Below are 18,314 nucleotides of genomic sequence, written 5' to 3'. Positions count from 1 at the left end.
TGCCACCACGACGCCGGCCTCGGGCTCCAGCGACCGTGCCGATCCACTGCCCGCAGGACGAGACTGAGCACTCATCACGCAACCGTCCCTTCCTTGTAGTCCAGCAGGCTGACTTCGATGAGCACATCCGGCGCGGTCAACGTCCCGTCCGCGAACTCCACGGTCACCATCTGCTCCGGATCGCCAGGCCACAGGGTCAGCGCCGCGCCGACCGTGTAGGTCGACCCGCACCCGGCGGAGTCGTCGAAACCGTTCAGGGCCTCCTCCAGCAGCCCGACCAGCACCGCCGTGTGGTCCGCGGCCAGCCCCTTGAAGAACGACAGCGGAACAGGGCCCGGAGTGGCCAGATCGCGCGCAATCGCCTCCAGCCGGTCCAGCTCCGCGTCGTTCTGCGCCTCTCCCTGGCGCCGTTCGAGGCCGAGGTCCGGGATCTTGCGAGGGCGCCCGGTCGACTTCGCACCACGCTCGGTACTGCGCAGGACGACCTTCACCTCCTGACAGGCCCCGGCCGACGCGGTGTCGTGGACGGCGATGTCCTCCTCGGCCGGCGCGAGCGCATGGCGCGCCGGCCACATCCCGAACGCCGCCGCGAACACCTCATAGGTAGCGGCAGTCGTCGGCTGCGCGTGCAGCATCCGAGCGATCTGCCGGAAGTCCGCACCCACGTCACTGCCACGCGTCGTGGCGTAGTAGCGGCGGTCGATGGCGCCGAGCAACGCGTGGATGGCGTCTGCGGCCGCATCCACGAGACGCTCAATGGACCCCCTGGGCGTGAACCATGCCTGAAGGTCGCCCAACTCCCTTTCCCTGGCAGCGGCCCAGCTGTCCTGGGCCTCGGGCTCCAAGATGCCGGCACCTGGCAGAGCCCGCCTCACCACTGACGCGACACCCACTGCGTTCAGCTCGTCGAAGGCCGACCGCACCCGCCCCAAGGACTGCTCGGTGCGCCGGGCAAACTGCCGCAGAGCCAGCAGAATGTGCTCGCGGCTCGTCGCGAACACGGCGTCGTTGCTGACATCGTGCTGGGCCAACGTCCCCACCGCGCTGTAGAAGTCGCCGCCCGCCTCCTGCAACTGCTCCAGATGCGCGTTGACCTGCGCCAGCGCCGGGGCGAGCATCCCCGCATCCTCCCGGAAGTGAAGCAGCAGCCCGCGCAAGGTCTGCTCCACAGCATCGAGCAGCCGAGGCGGCAGCTGCAGGGTACGGTCAAGCCGCCCCACGGCCTCCCGCACGGCGGCGACCATCACCCGCCCCTCCCGGGTCAACGACCACGCCTCACGCCGTCGCCCGCCATCGGCGTAGCTGCCCACCGGGGCGCTGTAGTTCCGGAAACGGGTCACGTACCCCGTGTCCGTGAGCCTCTCCACAACGTCCGACAGGGCCTCGTTGCCGACCAGATCGACGTATCCGACCTCGGAGAGGAGCCCACGGATGTCGGACAAGGTCCACATCGGCCCGCGACTGCTCGCCAGCAGCAGCGCTCCGAGTACCGCCGCCGACAACTCCCTCCGCTCGTCGTCCTTGTCGGCGAAGACCCCGAACAGGTCCGTGTCGAGCATGCGCCACCAGGCACCGGTCACCTTCAGTTGCCCTTTCGAGTACGACTCCCCGGACACGTCGATGGCCGAGGCAAGCAGCCAGCCGAAGCCAGACACGGCACAGCGACCAGTGTCCGACTCCCACGACACAGCGACACCGAGCACCATAAAGAGAAGCACTGACAATTCACGGAAATAGAACAAAAAGGCGAATGTAATTGGCCTGGCGCCGAGTCGAATCACTTCGACGAATGCCCAATGAGAGAGCTGCCGAAAGCGGAATTCCCCTCTCCGCCTGGCTGTAGCCGCAACAGCGCGGCGGCGACAATCGGCCGCACCTCCCGTCGGCGTCGATCACCCATGCTGGTGGTCTGGACTCAAGTCCGATGGCGGCGGGGCCTCTTGACTGCGCGACTGTTCGCCCAGCTATTGTGAACATTTGTTCGTATCATGGGATGGGAGCCACTCGAACGGTGCGTGTTCCGGGGAAAGCCGTCGTGGAAGCCGCAGTGCCAGTAGCGTGTCCACCCGGCGAGAGGCAGGCGAGGCAGTGAGCGACCGTACGGGTATTGAGTGGACCGAGGCGACCTGGAACCCGACCACGGGCTGCGACCGCATCTCGGCGGGGTGCGACAACTGCTACGCCCTTGCGCTGGCCAGACGCCTCAAGGCGATGGGCTCCCTCAAGTACCAGAATGATGGCGACCCCCGCACCTCCGGGCCGGGGTTCGGCCTGACGACGCACGAAGCCGCGCTCAGGATCCCCTACGGGTGGCGCAGTCCGCGCACCGTCTTCGTCAACTCAATGTCGGATCTCTTCCACGCCCGGGTGCCGCTGGACTTCGTCCAGCGGGTGTTCGAGGTGATGACCGAGACCCCCCAGCACACCTACCAGATCCTGACGAAGCGAGCCCGCCGGCTGCGGAAGGTCGCTGGAAGTCTGGACTGGCCGCCGAACGTGTGGATGGGAGTGTCCGTGGAGAACGCCGAGTCCCTCGACCGGATCGACGACCTCCGGACAGTTCCGGCCGCGGTGCGCTTCCTGAGCTGCGAGCCCCTGCTCGGCCCACTGGACGGCTTGAACCTGGAAAACATCGACTGGGTCATCGTCGGCGGTGAGTCCGGACCAGGACACCGGCCGATGGAGACCGCCTGGGTGGAAGACGTTCGGGATGCCTGCGACGAGGCAGACGTGCCGTTCTTCTTCAAGCAGTGGGGCGGAAGCACACCCAAGGCCAACGGCCGCGAGCTCGACGGACGGCTCTGGGACGAAATGCCGGCCCACCGCCTCGAAGCTGCCCGTTAGGAACCGCACCCACGCGGGCGGCCCCGCCCCACCGTTCGCTGGAGCTCAGACGAGGCGGCCCTGGCCGGAGTCGGCTTCGATGTCCTCGAAGCCGTCCTCCTCCAGGTCCTCCTCGTTGTAGAACCGGACAACGCTGTCATGCGGCCACCGGGTGTTGGCCTTCACCGGCTGCACGCGAAATGCCAGGCCCTCCTGGGCCAGGTCGTCCAGGGCGGTTCGCAGGTGCGCCTCCTTGTACCCAAGGCGCAGGGCCTCACTGGTCAGCGCGGACCAGGACCACTCCATGCCGGAGTGTGCCCTGAGCGCGCTCTCGAGCGAGCTGACATCAGCCTCACCGAACAGGCCGAGCTGCGCGATGTCGTGTGCCGACGCCCCCTTTCCGGTATAGGCGTCCAGCTTCCATTTCACCGGGTTCCAGCATGCGAGGCCCGCCTCGCTGTGAGTGGCCAGCACCAGGTGATAGCGAGCCGAGTCCCTGCTGACCTGGATGCCGAAATGCCCACTGAGTAGGCCGGCTTCGCCCAGCGCCGCGCGGTAGGCGTCCGCGAACGCCTCCTTGCGGGCCACTTGGCCCGACTTTCCGACTGCCGACTGCCAGGCCCCGCCCCCGAAGTAGGCATCCATGACCGGCGCAAAGGCGGGCTGCTCGCAGAACCGGTGGAGCTCACCGGTGAAGAGCGACACCAGAACCTCATCGCGTCGGCCCTGGGTGCAAGCCTTGACTAGTTCGAAGGGAAGGCTCTTCAGATTGAACGGGTCGAGCAGCCAGAGCACAGGCCTGTCGGGATCGCCCTGGTGAGCAAGCGCTGACAGTTCGGCCTGGCGGTCGACGGCACGACCGGGCTCCGCCACCGTGATCCGTAGACGGGGGTCGCGCGGCAGAAGATCAATTTGCCGTCTCAACTCTTCCACCCGGTCGGGCCGTTCCTCCAGGCAGATGAGGTTCAACCGGTTGAAGCGGCCCCTGGCTGAGTGCTCCAGGAACGTTTTAGCCACGACGATCGGCGAGCCAGGCGGACCGTCCTTGTAGACACCAGGGCCAGCGAAGGCGTCGACAATCGTCGCCTCTTTGAAGGTCTGGAGGATCTTCCCCATCCAGCACTGCAAGTAGTGGCGGTAGACCAGGTGCTTCACCTGGGTGTGCGGGTCGCTTCGCCACACCGGCTCGTTCTTCAACTCCTGCTTACGCCTTGCCATCTTCCCCCCTGCGCAGTCGGCACTGGCCGTGCAGAACGTGGCCAGAGATCAGATTGGTGCCCCACACGCTCCGTGTCCAGTAGATCGCGGAAATGGACGCCCGCAGTGGCGAGTGCCCGTGCCGGCGCGCAGGCCGAATCTGCGGTCTGGTCGGCGGCCGGCCGGAGAGTCCCTACCTGCGGATCACGCCGCCGTCCCGAAGCCGTGTTCGACACGGCGACCCGTCTGGCCAGTGACCTCGGTGTCGGCGCGGTCGAGTGCAGCGGAGAGGGCCTTGACGGCGTCGTCGGCGGAGTCCTTGAGGAGGTGGCCGTAGAGATCGACGGTGATGGCGAGGTTGGAGTGGCGCAGGGTCTTGGAGACGACGGCGAGGGGGATGCCGGCGGCGATCATGATGCTGGCCGCGGTGTGCCTGAGGTCGTGAAGGCCGATCTTCGGCAGGTCGAGTTCTGCGGTGCGTTTGCGGAGCTGGTTGAGGACCCACTGCGGGCGCAGGGGTTCGCCGTCTGGACGGGCGAACACCAGCCCATCCAGCCTGCCTTCCGGGTGGGCCGCCATCTGGAGGGCGGCCTGGCGGTGGAGGGCGGCCATGGCTCTGGGGGAGAGGCTGATCCAGGCGCGGCTGGCTTCGGTCTTGGGCTCGCTGAGGTGGATCTTCCCGTTGTTCACGGCGGTCAGGGTCCAGCGGACGTAGAGCTGGCGGTCCATGAGGTGGACGTCGGACCAGTGCAGGGCGAGGATTTCGCCGCGGCGCATGCCGGTGCCGAGCATGGCCTCGAACAGGTCGGTGAGCCGGTCGGCGTAGTGCTCGGTGTTGTGCCGAAGGAACGCGGCGGCTTGGTCGGGGGTCCAGCAGGTGCGCTCGGCGGCGCGGGGCTTGGCGGGTACGGAGTGTTTGGCTGGGTTGTAGCGCAGCCGCCAGGTGCGCACGGCGTGGTTCAGGGCGTTGCGCAGCATCGCCACCGCGTGGTGAACGGTGGTGCGCCCGCGGCCGGCGGCGAGCTGCGCGTTCACCCAGGCGTCGATGTGTTTGGGTTGCAGGTCGATGAGCAGCATGCCGCCGAAGGCGGGGACCAGGTCGCGCTCGATGCACGCCCGGTAGCCCGTCCAGGTGTTGGGGGCCAGCGCCGGCCGCTTCGACTCAAGCCACTCGTACAGGAACATGCCGACCCGCAGTGTCCGGTCCTCGTATACGCCCCGGTACTCGGCATCCAGCACCCGTGCCATCTCCCTCGCCGCCTCCGCGCGACTGGCGAATCCGCCCCGCCGCCGAGTACGGCGCCTGCCGTCCTCCGGTGCCAGGTCCACCGCGTACGTCCACCGCCCGTGCGCGGCATCGGCGGCCAGCCGCGGACACCACGAACCCAACTGCTTCCCGCTGCTCCCGTCCTTGCACCCGCACCTGCGATACACCCTGCCCCGCTTCGGACGCTGCGCCATGGGACTCCTCCTCGAACCTGGCGGTGATGGCGTGTCCAGAGTTATGGAAGTGATGGGCGTGGCGGCAGAGCGTGCGTAGCGGGGTGTGGAGCATGGGCAAGGCCGACGGGCCGGGACACGCGCTGGCGACACGCCGCGAGGGTGATCACGGTGCGCGAATGGCGGGTAGGGCAGCTTGATCGCGCAGCATCGGCCCGCACCGGCTCGGTGTCGCGAGGAGTGGCGATGGCCCGGGAGGAGGCGGTCTGCCGGTCGGCCGTGGGTTGTCGGGCTCGTACAACCCGGAGCACGTGCGGTGCGTGGCGCCGGGCCTCGAAGCGGTCCGGAGTGAGCGGTGGCGGGCGTCGGGAATTCCTGCGAGGTCAAACAGAATTGGCGATAGTGGGATTTCTGGTGACCAATCTCCGGCTGGCGTTCGGCCTGAGCCAGATAATCTCTGCCAGAACTCATCGGTTTCTGTCCGGTGGCTCTTTGGGTGATCCACTGGAATCACTGGATTGACGGCCGGAGTGGCGTTACCCTGGAGACATGAACGCCACCCGGACCCTCCGTCAAGCCCCTGACCTGGGGACCAGCTGGGGACCACACGTCATGCGCGCTGCCGCGCGAGGTGCGCGGAACATGCTCGTCTGCACGCGTACGACGTGTGCATGGGCGCATTTTGAGGGGTAATAGGATATCCCTACTAAACTGGGGGTCAAGGGGTCGCAGGTTCAAATCCTGTCGTCCCGACTGGAGTTCGCTCCATTGTCGCAGGTCAGAGGCCGTTTTCTCCTTCGTGAGGAAGCGGCCTTCGGCGTGCTCCGGAGCGTTCCTCTCACATCCGTCTCACGGTTTCACTGCCCTGCGCTGAGGCCTGATGTTGCTCGGGGTTGTGTACCGGCGACCCTATGCACGTATCCTTTCTGTATGCCCGATCTGTCTATCGCCAAAAATGGGATTGATGGTTGCCCATTGTGATCGCCGATTCCGGCCAAGGCGTTTGCACTTGACGCTTCATTCCGTCGATCAAGTGCGGCCGACAGGCGCAACGGCTGCCCAAGAGTTGGATTCGGGCGAGGTGATGTGACCGTGAGCGCCTTCGTCGAAGGCGTGGCGTGATCTGCTTCCTGAAATTCCCGCTTGTTCTTGGACAGCGGTTTCTGCGCGGTGGGTGAAGCCGCGCTGCAGTCTGACCCAGTTTTCGAGCGGGGTCGGCGAGTGCGCAGGCAAATAGCCGTGGAGGGATAGTGGGGGAGGCACATTGCGGCGTGCCGACGCGTGGGGGAGGCGTACAGGGCCGGATGCGATACCGGGCGATTCCGATCCACCACGAGGCGAGGTGCACCTGCGTGTGGTCGGAGGGCTCAGGCTAGCTCCCGCGTGAGACCGCCGTCACGACCAGGCAGTCGGAACTCAGCCAGCGGCCCTCGTACACCGGGTTCACAGGCGGGGCGACCGGAGGGCGGAGGGTGGTCGTGAAGGTGCCCGCGGGGGACAGGAACAGGGTGGCGTCGCGGAAACCGAGCCAGATGCCGGTGGCCGGGTACCAGGCCTTGTAGGAAGCCTCCTTCGCGGAGAAGAAGATACGGTCCCAGGGCAGAGAGGGATCGGCCCGCACGAGGGCGTCCAAGTGGGCGAGTTCCACCGGCGAGGCGATCAGGCCGAGTACGCCCGTGGGGAGCGGGTCGGCCGGTTCGGCGTCGATGCCGAGAGCCGCCGCCGCGGAGGCCGGGGTGGCCACCGCGGCTCGGTACCCCTCGCAGTGGGTGATGCTGCCGACCACGCCCGACGGCCACCCGGGGGCACCGCCCGGGCCCGGTAGCAGCGGGGCCGGTGGGTGGCCGAGTTCCGCAAGACAGCGGCGGGCGCAGGCGCGGGCCGTCGCGAACTGGGCGCGCCGGCGCGCCCGGCGGCCCTCCATCAGGGCCGCCTCGGCCGGAAAGAGTGGCGCGGGCGCCATGTCGTCGAAGGCTTCCGACGACATGACGCCCGGCGGCAGGAGTGCCTCGATCACGGCCGATCACCTCATCGCGAGGCGAGTTCGACAACCGCCGAGACCGCGAGCAGTGGGCGTTCCAGCGGCAGCATGTGGCCCGCGTGCGGGACCCGTTCGAAGCGGGCGCCGGGGATGACTCTCGCGAGTGTCTCCGCCAGGGCCGAGTCGATCACCTTGTCGGCCTCACCGTGCAGGACCACCGCCGGGACCGTAACGGACGCCAGCGCCGCACGGACGTCCCAGCCGCGGGTGCACCGGAAGAAGTCCGACCGGACCTGGGGGACCGTCGCGGCGAACAGCTGGCGGTTCACGTCCCGCACGACGGGATCCACACCCTTGCCCATGGTGGAGCCGAGCAGTTTCCGCCCGAGCCACGGCCGGTGGAGGGCCTTGGTGAAGAGGGTGCTGCCCATCATCTTCACCTCGCCGTCCGGGGTGTCCTGGCCGTGTGCCGCCGTGCCCAGCAGCACCAGCCCGCGCAGCCGGCCCGCCGACGGCGACGTGGTGGCGTACGACAGAGCGGCGAATCCGCCGCCCGAGTGGCCCACGACCACCGCCTCGTGCGCGCTCGTCTCCGCCAGCACGGCTGCCAGGTCGGCGCCCAGCCGTTCCACCGAGACCGGCGTACGGCCCAGGGTGGAGGCGCCGTGACCGCGCTGGTCGTACAGCACCACGCGGTGGCCTGCCCGGATCAGGCGGTCCGCGACCGTGCCCCACACCCGGCGTGCATGCGCCCACCCGTGCACCAGCACCACGTCGACGGCCGAAGGCGTGCCGGCCAGCGGGGCGAGGACGGTGACCGCGAGTCCGGCGCCGTCATCCGTACGGGCCGTCAGCTCGCGAGTGAGGTCCTGGGCCGTCGTCACCGCGGTACCGCCGACAGCTGCCGGTCCAGCGACACGAAGGCGGCGAGGGTGCCCTTGGAGTGCTCCGCGCCCAGGTCCGCGACCTTGGCCAGCAGCTTCAGCCAGCCGTGCGGGCTACCGTCGAAGTGCATGGAGATCCGGGTACGGCCGTCCGCCAGGGGTTCGAGAAGGAAGGTGCTGGTGCCCCGGAAGACGCCGTCCACGTACTCGACCTCAAGGCGGCGACCCGGCTCCACCGCGACGGTGCGCGAGGTGAACCGCAGCTTCAGCCCGCCCTTGTCGACACCCTTGGCGTGCACCGTCACGCTGACCCTGCCGCCCACGGCGTCGGGGGCGCCGGAGACCGTGGTGAACGTGTTGGCGGGGACCCACCACTTCCTCGCACCGCGGAACTCAGCGACGAGCGCGGACCAGACGGCGTCTGCCGGAACGTCGATCACCGCCTCGTCGATCAGGTCGTACGTCGTCATGCCGAAGCCTCCAGTGGATACGGAAAAGGGCGGGGGCCCCGTCCCCGCCGCCGGGACTTTACGTCCGGCCGGGCCGCGCTCGGGTCGCGGTCAGGCGAAGAAGCCCTGGCCGGGAGTGAAGAGGTTCTTGGGGTCGTACTTCGCCTTGGCTGCGCGCAAGGCCGTCCAGCGGTTACCGAAGTGGGCCCTCCAGTCGGCCTGGGTCATGTTCGGTACCGCGCCCACCAGGTAGCGCTTGGCACCCATGGCCACCGCGGTGTCGTACAGTCGGCGGTTCTGGTCGAGCATGCCCTGGATGTTCGGCTCACCCGGGTTGGGGAAGCGCAGCAGGTCGAAGAGATAGGCGGCCGACTCGTTCGGCTGTATCGCCAGCGGCCGCCCGATCTTCGAGGTGACGTACGGGTAGAAGAGCAGGAACCCGCCCCCCAGCGAGGCCGCGGTCAGCTCCTGCTCGACCTGCTTCATGAAGGTCTTCACCTTCGACGCCGGCAGGAACATGCTCAGCCAGGGCTTGGGCCCTGGCCAGTAACCCGCCTGCTTCAGATACGCCTCGGCCGCGTCGATCCGGAACGCGTACGCCCGGTACGTCATATCCTCGATGACCGCGTCGGCCCGTACGTCCCTCAGGTCGGCCAGCAGCCCGTCGCGGTCCGGCGGGGTCGTGTCGTAGGCGGCACCGACCTCCATCTTGTAGCGCCAGCCTGAACCGTCCGGCTTCTGGAGCATCTCGCCGGCCTGGATCTCGAACCGGCCGTCCTCCATCACCTGCTCGGCGTCCGCGAGGTAGGTCTCCACGTCGTTGTAGAAGAGGCTGAGGAGGACCACCCGCGCCGGCGCCGGGATCAGCGCGACCGTTGCCCGGACGATGATGCCGACCTGGCCGCCGCCCGCCAGCGCCGCGTTGAACAGCTCCGACCGCACCGACGGGCTGGCCGTGACCAGCTTGCCGTCGCCCGTGACGATGTCGATGGACTGCACGGTGTCGCACTGCAGGCCGTACCTCTGTACGGTGCCGCCGATACCGCCGACGCTGATGGTGCCGCCGACCGAGAGGTGCATGTAGTCCGTCAGCGCGGGCGGGGTCTTGCCCAGCGCCAGGGCGGCGTCGGTCAGCTGGCCCCACGTCACACCGGCCTCGACCACGGCGTGGTCGCTGCCGATCGAGAGGATCTTCGACATGCCCTTGGCGTCGATGGAGATGCCGCCGGGGACCCGGGCCTGGCCGTACACGGAGTGCGATTCGAGGTCGGCGCCCCTACCGCCCTGCCCGTTGACCGCGACCTTGATGCCGTTGGCCCGGGCGTAGTTGACGATCGCGACGATGTCGTCGATCCCGCCCGGCCGCAGCACGGCCCACGGCCTGTTGCCTGGGGCGTCCCACAGGTGGCCGAAGTCCTTGCCGAAGGCCTCGACCGTGGCCGGCGCCGCCTCCAGCGTGCCGCTCAGTGCCGGCACCGGGACGACGCGCGCGTCGCCGGCGGCCTCGGCGGCCGTCGCCCAGGTCCGGTCGACCGCGTTCCAGCCGACCACGACAGCCGCGGCGGCGATGCCGCCGAGGAACTTGCGTCGCGACGGCTGCGCGACGGCGTCCTCGGAGGCCCCGGCGGCGGTTCTTGGGGTAGTGCTCATCTGAAGTCCGTCTCCCGATCGGCATGACTTGCTACTGGTGAGGTACCGGCCTTGCTGGTGCGCACCTGCGAGGCGAGCTGGTACTCGCTCAGGTCGAAGCGCTTGGTCTGGCTGCGGAAGCGCCAGGTGTACGTCGGCCAGATCGACGGATTGCGGCCGTTCGCGTCCAGGTACCAGCTCTTGCAGTTGCCCGCGTTCCACACGGTGCCGTCGAGCCTGGCGTCGAGCGCCTTGTTGTAGGCATCCTGCGCCTCCTGCCGGACCTCGACGCTGGCCAGGCCGCGCTTCTCGATCTGCTTCAGCGCGTCGAGGACGTAGGCGATCTGCGCCTCGATCATCACGACCTGGGAGGAGTGCCCCAACGTCGTGTTCGGGCCGAGCAGCATGAAGAGGTTGGGGAAGCCGGCGATGGTGGTGCCGCGGTGTGCGGACATGCCGTCTTTCCACGCCTCGCGCAGCTGCACGCCGCCCCGGCCCCAGATCCGGCGCGCCACCGGACGGTCGGTGGCCTGGAACCCGGTGCCGAGGATGATGGTGTCGACCTCGCGCTCGACCCCGTCCTTGCCGACGATCGACTTGGCGCGGACCTCCTCGATCCCATCGGTGATCAGCTCCACGTTGGGCTGCTGGAGCGCCGGGTACCAGGTGTTGGAGAAGAGCAGCCGCTTGCACGCCATGACGTAGTCGGGCGTGAGCTTGGCACGCAACGCCTCGTCCGGGACCGACTTCTTCAGATGGTCGCTCGCCATCTTCTGCATCTTCCCGGCGACCTTCGGGCGGGCCATCACGAAGGCCAGGACCTCCCGGCCCCACATGTTGAAGTTCCGCCGGAAGTTCTGGTAGCCGGGCACCGAGCGCAGCAGCTTGGCCTGGAGCGGGCTGGTGGGCTTGTCTTTCTTCGGGCCGACCCACGGAGGCGTGCGCTGGTAGAGGTCGAGCTGCCCGACCTCGGGCTGGATCTTCGGGACGAACTGGATGGCCGAGGCGCCCGTACCGATGACGGCGATCCGGCGGCCGGCGAGACCGTGGTCGTGGTCCCAGTTCGAGGAGTGGAAGATCTTCCCGTCGAAATCCGCCAGGCCCTTGATGTCCGGTACGGCCGCCTCACTGAGGTAGCCGGTGCCGGTGACCAGGATCTGCGCGGTGTAGTCGCCCTGCGAGGTCTCGATCTTCCAGTGCCTTCCGACGTCGTCCCAGCGAGCGGCCAGGAGTTCATGGCCGAACCGAATGTGTGGGCGCACGCCGAAGCGGTCGGCCGTCTCACGCAGGTACGCGTACAGCTCGTCGCGTTTGCCGAAGGTGGATTTCCAGTTCGGGTTCTGGGCGAACGAGAACGAGTAGAGGTGGGACATGACGTCGCACGCGCACCCCGGATAGCTGTTGTCGCGCCAGGTCCCGCCGACCTCGTCGGCCCCCTCGAACAGCAGGAAGTCGTCGATGCCCGACTGCAGCAGCCGGATGGCGGTGCCCAGGCCCGAGAAGCCGGTGCCGATCACCGCGACCCGCAGATGCCGGGTCGGGCCGTGCCCGCCGGAGACCGTCCCGGTGCCCGTAGGTGCCCCGCCGTCCTTGGCCGGCTCGAGAATGCTCGTCACGTCGTCCTCCTCAGCGGCGGGTGATGGTGACGCGGAAGTTGTTGAAGAACTTGTCCTCGAGCGTGTACGCGAAGATGTCGAGGTAACGCTCGAAGCGGTTGACGACCTCCTCGCCCTCCATGGCGACGGCCTCGTCCCGGCGCTCGGCCAGCAGGACCAGCCAGGCGCGGCAGGCCATCGCGAAGGACTCGCGCTCGTTGACGATCTCGTCGATCTCGAAGAGCCCCTCGGCAGCGGCGCTCAGCTCGCTCAGGTGCGGGATGTGGCAGCCCGCGAACTCGGAGCGCTGGAGGAACTTCAGGTCGTCGAGGAGCGCGCGGTTCATCGGCAGCGCCTCGGCGGTCATGGTGTGGAGTACGAACTTCGCGCCGGGGTTCAGGGCGTTCGCGACCTGCTGGAAGAAGAAGCGGTAGCGCTTGGTGCGCTCCTTCGGCGGCAGATTGGAGGAGACGAAGTGCTCCAGGGCGTTGATGCAGAACGCGGCGTCGTACTTCTCGCTGTCGTCCGCGACCTTGTAGTCCGCCCAGCTCTGGACCAGCGTGGTGATGCGCGGGTTGCCGAGGCCCGCGATGAAGGCCTCCTGGGTGCGGGACAGGGTCAGGCCGACGGCCTGCTCCGCGCCGTGCACGGTGGTCAGGCGGTTGAGCATGGTGCCCCAGCCGCAGCCAATGTCCAGAACGCGCTTGACGTCGCCGGTCGCCACGTTCGCGAGTTCGGCGAACTTGTCGAGCTTGCGCTCCTGGGCCTCGTCGAGGGTGGCGACCAGGTCCTCGCCGGCCTCCCAGTAGCCGCCGGAGTACATCATCGTGGGGCCCAGAAGGAGCCGGTAGAAATCGTTGCTGACCTCGTAGTGGTGCCTGATCGCATCGACTTCGGGGTCCACCGACTTGGGGGCGACCGTTGTCATCCTGAATCCTCGCTTCTGACTGTCCGCCGGGGCGTACTTCCGAACTCGCGTCCGAGAAAACCGGATGCACCGCAAGGCGTGCGCAAGACGGGGCGGATTCGCGGTACGGCCGGGACCGCGCTGTTACAGGAGTACCAGCGCATCCCCGCCTGACAGCGCGAGCACCCCGCGGGGCCGTCGCGCCGGCCCCGCCGACCAACACATTCGAGGACGGCGAAGGCTCGGTCTTGCGCCTTCCTTGCGGGGGCGGGGATTTCATCACTCCCGAAATCGCACACACGCACTGTCGAGAGGACCGACCCCATGTCGCTGCCCACCATCGAAGAACTGGCGAGCCAGCTCGAGGCCGTTTCGGGTGCCGCAGAGGTGAGCCCCGACGCCCCGCTCCAGCACATCGCGGACGTCGACTCGCTGGACCTGATGGAGTGGCTGTACGGCTTCCAGACCCAGTACCCGCACGTTCCGGCCGACGAGTCGCTCTTCGCCGACCTCGACGACACGACCACCCTGCGTGACGTGTACGCGAAGATCGTCCTGCTCGTCCCGGCTCAGGCGTAGCGAGGGCTGACGTGACCGGCTTTGACATCACGGGGTGGGGCATGGCGGTGCCCGAACGCATCGTCACCAGTGCCGAACTCGCCGAGCGTTTCGGCGTCGACGAGCACTGGGTCGTCAGCCGCTGTGGCATCCGCGAGCGCCGGGCGGTCGGTCCCGGGCAGACCACCGCCTCCCTGGCCGCCGAGGCCGGCCGGCGCGCGCTGGAGAAGGCGGGCCTGACCGGCGCCGACATCGCCCACCTCATCGTCGCGACCGCCACTCCCGAACAGCCGTCCCCGGCGACGTCCGCGTTCGTCCACCACGAACTGGGCATCTTGGGGAGCGCGTACGACGTCAACTCCGAATGCGCGGGCTTCGTCTACGGGCTGGTGTCCGCGATGGCGCTGATCGCCATCGACCCCCGCCCGATCCTGTTGATCGGCTCCGACACCCATACCCTGACGGCCAACCCGGCCGACCGGGACCTGTCCATCCTCGTCGGCGACGGCGCGGGTGCGGTCGTCATCCAGCCGGCCGCGGAGAACCGGGTCAAGGCATGGAACCTGGGCGCGGACGGTTCCTGCGCCGGCTCGCTCAAGGTACTCGCCGGCGGGAGCCGGATGCCGACCACCGCGGAGACGGTGGCCGCGGGCCTCCACTACGCGCAGATCAACGGCAACGAGATCTACCTCAACGCCGTCCGCTACACCGTCCGCACGGTCCGCGAGACGTTGGAGAAGGCCAAGGTGGACGCGGCGGACGTCGACCATGTCGTTCCGCACCAGGCCAACATCCGGATCATCAACTCGGTCCTGGCGCACACCGGGCTGCGGCAGGAGGCATTGGTCACCAACCTCGAGAAATACGGCAACACCGCCTCGGCGTCGATTCCGATCGCGCTGACGGAGGCCCTCGAAGCGGGCCGGATCAAGCCTGGCGACAAGGTCCTGCTGGCCGGCTTCGGGGCCGGCATGACGTGGGGTTCGATCCTGATGGAATGGGGCGGTGCCACCGCATGAGCAAGAACAGTACGGGTCAGTGCCCGGAGCACCCGGTCGCGCTCGTGACCGGTGCCTCGGGCGGCCTGGGCCAGGCGCTGGCACTGGAGCTGGACGCGCTGGGCTGCCGGGTCGCGGTCCACTACAACAGCTCCAGGGAGGCCGCCGAGGCCGTCCAGGAGAAGCTGACGAACCCGTCCGCCCTGGTGACCGGTGATGTCGGCTCGTGGGAGGCCACCCAGGCCCTCTACGAGCAGATCACCATCGAGCTGGGCCCGGTGGACGTCCTCGTGAACAACGGGGCCATCCGCAAGGACAGCCTGATGGCGATGCAGAACCCGGCGGACTGGGCACAGGTGATCCAGACCAACCTGATCGGGTCCTTCCACGCCGCGCGGGTCTCGGTGCCGTACATGCTGCGGCAGCGGTGGGGCCGGGTGATCAACGTCGTCTCCCCATCGGGCATCATCGCGACGGCTGGCCAGACGGCGTACTCGGCGTCCAAGGCAGGTCTGATCGGCCTCACACGCACCCTCGCGGCGGAGTGCGGCCGGCGCGGGGTGACGGTGAACGCGCTGTCGCCCGGCTTCATGATCACGGGTATGACGAAGACTCTCCCGGATCGCGTGATCGAGGGGATGGAGGACAAGGCTCCCATCCCCCGCTTCGTCACGGTCGAAGAAGTCGCCCGCAGTCTCGGGCTCTTCCTGGACCAGGACTGCATGACGGGCCAGGTCATCAGCATCGACAGCGGCGTGTCCATCACCTGACCGCCCCCGCTCGCCACCGTTTTGGTACACCGGGCCCCGTGTACGGCCGAGCGCCTGACTGGGCGCGTCCTCGCCCGGCGTTGCGTGGGTCTTGCGGGGTCTTCGCGATCCTCCTCATGGGCGTGCGCATGCCCGCGTACGTCTGACTCGTGCCGCCCTGGGGGCGGCCGCTGGGGGAGGTCCCGTGGACTTGCACGACCTGCACGACTTGCGCGAATGGCTGCCGCACACGCTCGGGGTGGCGGAACGGTGGGGCGGGCGGTTCGGCCCGTACGAGACTCACGACGCGCACCGCGTGCACCCCGACGCGTTCGCGGAGGTCTTCGAGCGTTTCGCCAAACGGATGGACCACAACTATCCGTTCTTCACCCGCGTTACGCGGGACAGATGGTCAAGCCGCCCCACCCGGCGGCGGTCACCGGCTACCTCACCGCCATGCTCTTCAACCCCAACAACCACGCCGCCGAGGGCGGTCCCGCGACCACCGAGATGGAGCGTGAGGCGGTTGCGGAGCCGGCGGCCATGTTCGGCCTCGGCCAGTGCACCGGGCACCTCACCACCAGCGGCACGATCGCCAACCTGGAGGCCCTGTACGTCGCCCGGCAGCTGCACCCGCAACGCGGGATCGCGTACAGCAGCGAGTGCCACTACACCCATGAGCGGATGTGTCACGTCCTGGGCATGCAGGGCCACCGGATCCCGGCCGACGAGCACGGCCGCATCGAACTCGGTGCGCTGGAGTCGGCGCTACGCGGCGGGCGGATCGGCACGGTCGTCGTCACCACGGGCACGACCGGGCTCGGAGCGGTCGATCCGGTGCACGAGGTGCTGCCACTGGCGCGCCGCTACGGGGCGCGGGTGCACGTCGACGCCGCGTACGGCGGCTTCTACGCGGTCCTCGGCAGGGCGGGCGCCGCAGACATCGAAGCGGCGCTCTGGCGAGCGATCGCCGAATGCGACTCGGTGGTGGTGGACCCGCACAAGCAGGGGCTGCAACCGTACGGCTGCGGGGCGGTCCTCTTCCCGGACCCGCACGCGGGCCGGCACTTCGCGCACGACTCGCCGTACACATACTTCACCGACTCGGACCTGCACCTCGGCGAGATCAGCTGGAGTGCTCGCGGGCGGGCGCGGCGGCCGCCGGCCTGTGGCTGACCCTGCAACTGTTGCTGCTCACCCCGGACGGCTTCGGGCGGATCCTCTCCGCGAACCGCAGGGCCGCGCTGAGGTGGGCGGACCTGCTGACCGCGTCCGGCGAACTGGAGCTGTACCAGCACCCGGACCTCGACATCGTGACGTACTTCCCGGCGACCGCCGACGCCTCGCTGTCCTCGATCGACGCGGCGTCGCAGCGGCTGCTGCGAGACGCCATGACAGCGGAGGCGGACCCGGTGTTCCTGAGTGTGCTGCGCGCCGATGCCGGTGCGTTCACACGACGTCACCCGCACGTGGCAGCGGACGCGGAGGCGGCCCGGGTGATGCGCAGCGTGCTGATCAAGCCGGAGTTCGAGCACTACCTACCGACCCTGCACGCTCGTGTGGAAGACCTCGCCGCAGGCGTCCGTACGACGGCCTGAGCGCCCTCGCGCGATCCCTTCCCCTCTGAACGGAGGTCCTTGTCTTGACCACGACGGCTTCATCCTCCTCGAACCGGCTGAGTCGATCGACCGTCACCCATCTGTGTGCCCTGCTCTCCTCCAGCTTCCACGATGACGCGCTGACCCGCCGGCTGATCCCCGACGAGCGGCTGCGGGCCGAGCTGCTGCCGGGATTCTTCCGAGTGTTCGTCGAACTTTCCGCCGCCTACGACGGGGTGCTCACCACCCCTGACGGCGATGCGGTGCTGCTCTTCCTGCCGCCGGGCGCCGAACCGGACGAGGAAGCCCTGGACGCGGCCTTCGCCGGTGTTCTGGGCGAGCACACGGACGCACTGCGCACCATCACCCACCTGCAGGCGCAGCGCCATCCGCAGGAACCGCCGCACTACTACATCTCGTTCGGCGCGGTCCGCGCCGAACGCCAGAAGGGCGGTCTGATCTCCGGGCTCGTCAGCGACCTGCTGGCCCGCGCGGACGCCGAAGCCGGGGGCGTCTACGCGGAAGCCAGCTCGCCGGGCGGCGAAGCCGTGAGCCGACGCGCCGGCTTCCGCCGTCTGGGCAGGGACATAGTCCTGCCCGGTGGCGGACCTACGTTCCGACCGATGTGGAGGGACCCCCGATGAGGGGAGACGACCTGATCCAGACGTGAACCGCCGGCCAGGTCGCCCGCGGCGAGGTGCCGGCCGATTCCTTGGGTCAGCTTCAGCAAGTACTCAGGTGGAACGGGGACTTCCTGGTCTCCGGCCACCCCGAACTGGGCCGGACCGGTCCGGTGTGCCCGTACACTCAGCCTTCGCTGCGCAAGGACCTGTTCCACCTGGCTCTGCCGTCCGCCGACTGCGACGACCTGGCCTCGGCGGTCGACTCGCTGCGCACCCGCCATACGGCCCTGTCGGAGCCGCTGTCGCCGGAGGAGCGTGAACTCCTGGTCATCCTCCTGGTCCTGCCGGGCTTCGACCCCACGGACTCGGTGGAACTGGACGAGCTCCAGCGCAAGGCGAAGGACGAGTTCGTGGCGGACGGGCTGATGATCGGACAGTTCCACCCGGTGTGCGAGGAACCGGGCCTCTACAACGAGGCCTTCCGCCCGCTGCGCGCCCCGCTGCCGCTGCTGGCGGTCCGCAAGCTCCTGGTCTTCGACCTTCCGTTCCTGGTGAGCGAGGAGTCGCACGTGGACCACTATCTCCAGCGCTTCGCGCCGGAGATCCCAGCCCGGATCCGGGACCAGCTGGTGAGCCTGGTCGTGAACGCCTGACCACCCTTGTCGTCGGAGGCTGACCGCGCCCGTACCGTCAGGCGCGGTCAGCCGTCCGTCGTCATGCCGGCTGCCGTCGTGGCTTCCGTTGATGAAGTGCCGGCGGGCGTCGCGACGAAGGCGCGTACCCGCGCGCCGGTCGGCCGGGCGAGGTGCTGGGAGGGGTCGGCGGCGAAGGGGATGCCGAGTGCGCGGCATCCCTCGGTGTGGCGGACCATCGCCGCCGGGTC

17 protein-coding genes are annotated in these 18,314 nt (G+C 68.6%); 8 read left to right on the top strand and 9 right to left on the bottom strand.

The window, feature by feature from the left end; genetic code table 11:
• Window positions 1-74 precede the first annotated feature (74 nt).
• On the bottom strand, window positions 75-1,742 hold the full coding sequence (locus ACIQOW_RS20340) for a DUF2397 family protein (protein ID WP_401086906.1): 1,668 nt from the start codon (window positions 1,740-1,742) through the stop codon (window positions 75-77).
• Between the two features lie 346 nt (window positions 1,743-2,088).
• Between ACIQOW_RS20340 and ACIQOW_RS20335 the strand changes: the two genes are divergently transcribed.
• Window positions 2,089-2,844, top strand: a complete 756-nt coding sequence (locus ACIQOW_RS20335) for a DUF5131 family protein (protein ID WP_401086905.1) — start codon at window positions 2,089-2,091, stop codon at window positions 2,842-2,844.
• A 45-nt stretch (window positions 2,845-2,889) separates the two neighbouring features.
• On the opposite strand, the gene tcmP is transcribed toward ACIQOW_RS20335, so the two are convergent.
• The 8 genes from tcmP to ACIQOW_RS20295 all read right to left on the bottom strand — a co-directional run bounded on the left by tcmP (window position 2,890) and on the right by ACIQOW_RS20295 (window position 12,926).
• Window positions 2,890-4,041, bottom strand: a complete 1,152-nt coding sequence (gene tcmP / locus ACIQOW_RS20330; protein WP_401086904.1) for a three-Cys-motif partner protein TcmP — start codon at window positions 4,039-4,041, stop codon at window positions 2,890-2,892.
• Window positions 4,042-4,224: 183 nt separating this feature from the next.
• Window positions 4,225-5,259, bottom strand: coding sequence for a tyrosine-type recombinase/integrase (locus tag ACIQOW_RS20325; protein WP_401086902.1), 1,035 nt, complete (start codon window positions 5,257-5,259; stop codon window positions 4,225-4,227).
• Between the two features lie 1,573 nt (window positions 5,260-6,832).
• The gene (locus ACIQOW_RS20320; protein WP_401086900.1) at window positions 6,833-7,477 is read right to left on the bottom strand and encodes a 4'-phosphopantetheinyl transferase; all 645 of its coding nucleotides are present in this window, start codon (window positions 7,475-7,477) and stop codon (window positions 6,833-6,835) included.
• A gap of 11 nt (window positions 7,478-7,488) precedes the next feature.
• On the bottom strand, window positions 7,489-8,325 hold the full coding sequence (locus tag ACIQOW_RS20315; RefSeq protein ID WP_401086898.1) for an alpha/beta fold hydrolase: 837 nt from the start codon (window positions 8,323-8,325) through the stop codon (window positions 7,489-7,491).
• Complete coding sequence (locus ACIQOW_RS20310; protein WP_401086896.1) at window positions 8,322-8,795, bottom strand: SRPBCC family protein; 474 nt, start codon at window positions 8,793-8,795, stop codon at window positions 8,322-8,324. The genes ACIQOW_RS20315 and ACIQOW_RS20310 overlap by 4 nt, the downstream gene beginning before the upstream one ends.
• 90 nt (window positions 8,796-8,885) lie before the next feature.
• A complete protein-coding gene (locus tag ACIQOW_RS20305; protein WP_401086894.1) occupies window positions 8,886-10,424 on the bottom strand; it encodes an FAD-binding protein in 1,539 nt (512 codons plus the stop codon).
• Window positions 10,421-12,019 (bottom strand): flavin-containing monooxygenase, encoded by a 1,599-nt coding sequence (locus tag ACIQOW_RS20300; RefSeq protein ID WP_401086892.1) that lies wholly within the window; start codon window positions 12,017-12,019, stop codon window positions 10,421-10,423. Before ACIQOW_RS20300 ends, ACIQOW_RS20305 begins: the two co-directional genes overlap by 4 nt.
• Window positions 12,020-12,029: 10 nt before the next feature.
• Window positions 12,030-12,926 carry a class I SAM-dependent methyltransferase gene (locus ACIQOW_RS20295; protein ID WP_401086890.1) on the bottom strand — a complete coding sequence of 299 codons (897 nt, stop codon included), beginning with the start codon at window positions 12,924-12,926 and terminating at the stop codon, window positions 12,030-12,032.
• Between the two features lie 303 nt (window positions 12,927-13,229).
• On the opposite strand from ACIQOW_RS20295, the gene ACIQOW_RS20290 reads away from it, so the two are divergent.
• The 7 genes from ACIQOW_RS20290 to ACIQOW_RS20260 all read left to right on the top strand — a co-directional run bounded on the left by ACIQOW_RS20290 (window position 13,230) and on the right by ACIQOW_RS20260 (window position 18,084).
• Window positions 13,230-13,484 (top strand): hypothetical protein, encoded by a 255-nt coding sequence (locus ACIQOW_RS20290; RefSeq protein WP_401086888.1) that lies wholly within the window; start codon window positions 13,230-13,232, stop codon window positions 13,482-13,484.
• A gap of 11 nt (window positions 13,485-13,495) precedes the next feature.
• Window positions 13,496-14,482: a 3-oxoacyl-ACP synthase III family protein gene (locus tag ACIQOW_RS20285; RefSeq protein WP_401086886.1), complete on the top strand. Its 987-nt coding sequence runs from the start codon at window positions 13,496-13,498 to the stop codon at window positions 14,480-14,482.
• Window positions 14,479-15,231 (top strand): SDR family NAD(P)-dependent oxidoreductase, encoded by a 753-nt coding sequence (locus ACIQOW_RS20280; RefSeq protein WP_401086884.1) that lies wholly within the window; start codon window positions 14,479-14,481, stop codon window positions 15,229-15,231. The genes ACIQOW_RS20285 and ACIQOW_RS20280 overlap by 4 nt, the downstream gene beginning before the upstream one ends.
• A gap of 387 nt (window positions 15,232-15,618) precedes the next feature.
• Complete coding sequence (locus ACIQOW_RS20275; protein WP_401086883.1) at window positions 15,619-16,386, top strand: pyridoxal phosphate-dependent decarboxylase family protein; 768 nt, start codon at window positions 15,619-15,621, stop codon at window positions 16,384-16,386.
• A gap of 11 nt (window positions 16,387-16,397) precedes the next feature.
• Complete coding sequence (locus ACIQOW_RS20270; protein ID WP_401086882.1) at window positions 16,398-16,808, top strand: hypothetical protein; 411 nt, start codon at window positions 16,398-16,400, stop codon at window positions 16,806-16,808.
• A 44-nt stretch (window positions 16,809-16,852) separates the two neighbouring features.
• Complete coding sequence (locus ACIQOW_RS20265; RefSeq protein WP_401086880.1) at window positions 16,853-17,452, top strand: hypothetical protein; 600 nt, start codon at window positions 16,853-16,855, stop codon at window positions 17,450-17,452.
• 68 nt (window positions 17,453-17,520) lie between these two features.
• Window positions 17,521-18,084: a DUF6875 domain-containing protein gene (locus tag ACIQOW_RS20260; RefSeq protein WP_401086878.1), complete on the top strand. Its 564-nt coding sequence runs from the start codon at window positions 17,521-17,523 to the stop codon at window positions 18,082-18,084.
• Window positions 18,085-18,314 lie beyond the last annotated feature (230 nt).

Origin of the sequence: Kitasatospora sp. NPDC091335 (assembly GCF_044757205.1) — a bacterium.
GTDB lineage: Bacteria > Actinomycetota > Actinomycetes > Streptomycetales > Streptomycetaceae > Kitasatospora.
The sequence above is the reverse complement of the archived record's forward strand: the minus strand, read 5'-3'. Positions and strand labels throughout refer to the sequence as shown.

Coding starts and splice junctions, on each gene's coding strand:
- ACIQOW_RS20280 (WP_401086884.1), top strand. CDS start 14,479: ATGAGCAAGAACAGTACGGGTCAGTGCCCGGAGCACCCGGTCGCGCTC.
- ACIQOW_RS20295 (WP_401086890.1), bottom strand. CDS start 12,926: ATGACAACGGTCGCCCCCAAGTCGGTGGACCCCGAAGTCGATGCGATC.
- ACIQOW_RS20275 (WP_401086883.1), top strand. CDS start 15,619: ATGGTCAAGCCGCCCCACCCGGCGGCGGTCACCGGCTACCTCACCGCC.
- ACIQOW_RS20290 (WP_401086888.1), top strand. CDS start 13,230: ATGTCGCTGCCCACCATCGAAGAACTGGCGAGCCAGCTCGAGGCCGTT.
- tcmP (WP_401086904.1), bottom strand. CDS start 4,041: ATGGCAAGGCGTAAGCAGGAGTTGAAGAACGAGCCGGTGTGGCGAAGC.
- ACIQOW_RS20305 (WP_401086894.1), bottom strand. CDS start 10,424: ATGAGCACTACCCCAAGAACCGCCGCCGGGGCCTCCGAGGACGCCGTC.
- ACIQOW_RS20310 (WP_401086896.1), bottom strand. CDS start 8,795: ATGACGACGTACGACCTGATCGACGAGGCGGTGATCGACGTTCCGGCA.